This window comes from Variovorax sp. GW458-11-26-14-LB1 (genome assembly GCF_059423965.1).
The window spans coordinates 1-3,700 of sequence record NZ_JBWKYW010000101.1; the positions used below are offsets into that span (position 1 = coordinate 1).

Sequence of the window (3,700 nt, forward strand, 5' to 3'; positions counted from 1 at the left end):
GGCCGCGGGCATGGCGGCCACCGACAGGCCGGCTTCACGTGCCGCGGCATGCTGCTCGGGGCTGCCGCCGCGCACGGCGATCGGCTGGGTCTGGTGGCGCGCCAGCAGGCTGCGCAGGGCGGCAAAGTCGATTTCGGGGGCGTCGGTGCCGCCCTCGGCCGCCTGTTCCTGCAGCAGCGAGAGGTCGATCACCACCGGCTCCTGCTCGAAGAAGTCGGGCGAATCCGCCAACTGGGCGTCGAGCGCCTCGGCCAGCACGTCGAGGTCGGCTGTCTTGAGGATCACTGCGATCAGCGGCAGTGTGGCGCTCTTGAATTCGAAAACCGCCTTGGTACGAGCGGCGGAAACATCGGCCATTGGAAAACGTGTGTGAACGTCGGTGCGAAAAGCGTTGGAGTCTAACGGGCGCCGGCCAAAGCCCGGTGACCGGCGCCGCGTTCACTGACCCCGCACAACAGTTATTGCACGAGGTTTCACTTTGTCTGCGCTCAGGCGTTGCGCGAACGGCCCAGCAGGGCGTAGAGGATGATGGCCCCGAAAGTGGCGGTTCCGATGCCGCCGAGCGCGAAGTCGCCGAACTTCAGCGTGAAGTCGCCGGTGCCGATGATCAGCGTGATGGCGGCCACGATCAGGTTCTTGTTCTGCGAGAAATCGACCTTGTTGTCGACCCAGATCTTGGCGCCGGCAATGGCGATCAGGCCGAACACCACGATGCTCACGCCGCCCATCACCGGCAGCGGAATCGCCTGGATCAGCGCGCCGAACTTGGGGCTGAAGCCCAGGATGAGCGCAATGAAGGCCGCCACCACGAACACCGCCGTCGAGTAGATGCGCGTGGCCGCCATCACGCCGATGTTCTCGGCGTAGGTGGTCACGCCGGTGCCGCCTGCGGAACCGCTGATGACCGTGGCGATGCCGTCGCCGATGAAGGCGCGGCCCATGTACGGGTCGAGGTTGCGCCCGGTCATGGCCGTCACGGCCTTCAGGTGGCCGAGGTTTTCCGCCACCAGGATGATCGCCACGGGCGCGATCAGCAGCATCGCGTTGGCCGTGAACACCGGCGCCGTGAAGGTCGGCAGGCCGAACCAGGCCGCGTTGGCGATGCCGCTGAGGTCGACCGGCTTGCCCAGGCCCATGCCGTTGGTGAGCGCGGCATACACCAGCGTGGCCAGGATCAGGCCGATGAGGATCAACAGGCGCTGCACCATGCCGCGCGTGAACACCGCCACCAGGCCCACGCACAGGAAGGTCACGGCCTGCATCCACGAATCGAAGTTGCTGGCCGCCATGTTCTTGATGGGAATGCCCGCCAGGTTCAGCCCGATCACCGCCACCACGGCGCCCGTGACCACGGGCGGCATGAAGCGCTCGATCCAGCCCGTGCCCACGGCCTGCACGATGGCCCCGATCAGGATGTAGACCACCCCGCAGGCCACGATGCCGCCCAGCGCCACCGCGATGTTGGCGTTGGCCCCCTTGCCCGCGTAGCCGCTGGCCGCGATCACCACGCCGATGAAGGCGAAGCTCGAGCCCAGGTAGCTGGGCACCTTGCCGCCCGTCACGAGATAGAAGATGAGTGTGCCGATGCCGCTCATCAGGATCGCGATGTTGGGGTTGAAGCCCATCAGGATCGGCGCCAGCACCGTGGCGCCGAACATGGCGATCACGTGCTGGATGCCCATCGCGCCGGTCTGCAGCCAGGGCAGCCGCTCGTCGGGCGCGATGACCGCGCCGTTGGCCAGTGTGGACACCGGCTTTTCAGTCCAGTTGAACATGTGTTTTCTTCTCCTCGGTTGGTGTGTATGGGGGGTCGACGCGCTCCCTGGGGCGAGATTGTGGTCGATCCACCCCGTGCTGAACACGGGTGCCACCCGCAAGAGGCGTACCAGCGGGAGAAGAAGAAAAAGAAGAAGCGCCCGGAAGGCGCGCCCGCGCTCAGCGCGGCTGCAGCACCGCCATGGTGATGCGCGAGACGCAGGTCAGCTCGCCCGCCTCGTTCGTCAGGTCGATCTGCCAGACCTGCGTGGTGCGCCCGCGGTGCACCGGCCGTGCCGTGCCGGTGACCCAGCCGCTGGTGGCCGAGCGGATGTGGTTGGCGTTGATGTCCAGGCCCACGGCGCGGTCGCCCTCGGGGGCCGAGTAGTGCGCGCCGCAGGAGCCCAGCGTCTCGGCCAGCACCACCGACACGCCGCCGTGCAGGATGCCGTAGGGCTGGCGGGTGCGCTCGTCCACCGGCACGCGGGCGCGGATGAAGTCATCGCCCACCTCCAGGAATTCGATGCCCAGGGTGGCCACGGCCGTGCCCACGTGGTTGGCGGTCAGCGATTCGACCGAGATCTCTTTCTTCCAGATACGCATGCAGGGGTCTCCGATACAGGGGGTGCGAGGGCACCGAGGGCACTATAGCGACGACGGCTGACAACCGCAGTCGCCTTTGCGTGCTACCTTGGGTCGATGACCTTCCCTTCGGTGCGGCGGTGGCTCCTGGGCTCGGTGGCGGTGCTGCTGCTGGGCATCGGCGCGCTGGCGCTCGTGGTGGCCGCGCGCCTGCCCGACGACGAGGAGGTGGCGGCCCGCATCGCCGCCGGCTTCTCGCAGCGCTACGGCGTCGAGCTGACGGTGGGCGGCGCCCACTGGTCGCTGTGGCCGGTGCCCGTGCTGGCGCTGTCCGAGCTGGCGACCGACCAGCCCCAGCCCATCACCCTGCGCCGCGTGAGCGTGCGGCTGCACCTGTGGCCGCTGCTGCTGCGCCGCGAGGTGGCCATCGACGAGATCGCGCTCGAGAGCCTGGTGTTGCCGCGCGCCTCGGTGCGTGCCTTCCGGGACAAAGGCCCCGAGCCGCAGGAAAGCGAGCGCATCGTGCCGCTGCCTGCGCCCTGGACCCTGGCGCCCGTGCCGGTGGAGCGCGTGCGCTGGCGCGACGTGGTCTGGATCGACCGCCGCGACATCGCGCTGGCCTACGACGGCGAGGTGACGTTCGACGACAACTGGCGCCCGCGCGAGCTGCGTCTGGAGCGCGCCGGCGCCGCATCGCCCGTGCGCCTGCGGCTGGACCGCGAGGGCACGGAAGACCGCTGGCGCACCCGCATCGACGCCGGCGGCGGCACGTGGAACGGTGAATCGCGGCTCGAGGTGCTGCCTGAAGGGCGGGGCTTGCGCGTGTCGGCCGAGCTCGATCCGCGGCAGGTCGACATCGAGGCGCTGGTGCAGGCCTTCGGGCGCCGCTCGGCGGTGGCGGGCAAGGTCTCGGGCCACACCTCGCTGGTGGCCGAGGCCCGCGAGGTGGGCGCGCTGATCCGCGGCCTGCACACGCGCACGACCTTCTCGGTGCAGCCCGCCACGCTGACCCGGCTCGACCTGGCCAAGGCCGTGACCACCGCCGGCATCAGCCGCGGCGGCACCACGGCGCTGGACGAGCTCACCGGCACGCTCGACACCCAGGGCACCGAAGACGGCATCGTGATGCGCTACACGAACCTCAAGGCGCGCTCGGGCGTGCTCACGGCCAGCGGCAACCTGCGCCTCTTCAACCGCCAGATGTCGGGCGAGATGGCGGTGGACCTGGTCGACGGCGTGGTCGGCGTGCCGCTGAAGATCGGCGGCAGCGTGGCCGAGCCCGAGGTCTCGATGACCGGCGGCGCGCTCGCGGGGGCGGCCGTTGGCAGCGCGGTGCTGCCGGGGGTGGGCACGGCGATCGGGG

4 protein-coding genes are annotated in these 3,700 nt (G+C 69.6%); 1 reads left to right on the forward strand and 3 read right to left on the reverse strand.

Going from position 1 to position 3,700, the window contains the following annotated elements; genetic code table 11:
• The 3 genes from AC07YS_RS31840 to AC07YS_RS31850 form a co-directional block, all read right to left on the reverse strand.
• Positions 1-357: septum site-determining protein MinC (locus AC07YS_RS31840; protein WP_495275766.1), on the reverse strand; the 357-nt coding region annotated here is incomplete at its 3' end.
• Between the two features lie 131 nt (positions 358-488).
• On the reverse strand, positions 489-1,775 hold the full coding sequence (locus AC07YS_RS31845) for a solute carrier family 23 protein (RefSeq protein ID WP_062481812.1): 1,287 nt from the start codon (positions 1,773-1,775) through the stop codon (positions 489-491).
• 160 nt (positions 1,776-1,935) lie between these two features.
• The gene (locus AC07YS_RS31850) at positions 1,936-2,358 is read right to left on the reverse strand and encodes a hotdog fold thioesterase (RefSeq protein WP_495270360.1); all 423 of its coding nucleotides are present in this window, start codon (positions 2,356-2,358) and stop codon (positions 1,936-1,938) included.
• Between the two features lie 96 nt (positions 2,359-2,454).
• Here AC07YS_RS31850 and AC07YS_RS31855 point away from each other — a divergent pair.
• Positions 2,455-3,700: AsmA family protein (locus tag AC07YS_RS31855; protein WP_495275767.1), on the forward strand; the 1,246-nt coding region annotated here is incomplete at its 3' end.

Excerpts from the sequence above, each read along its gene's own strand:
- AC07YS_RS31845 (WP_062481812.1), bottom strand. The coding sequence starts at position 1,775 with ATGTTCAACTGGACTGAAAAGCCGGTGTCCACACTGGCCAACGGCGCG.
- AC07YS_RS31850 (WP_495270360.1), bottom strand. The coding sequence starts at position 2,358 with ATGCGTATCTGGAAGAAAGAGATCTCGGTCGAATCGCTGACCGCCAAC.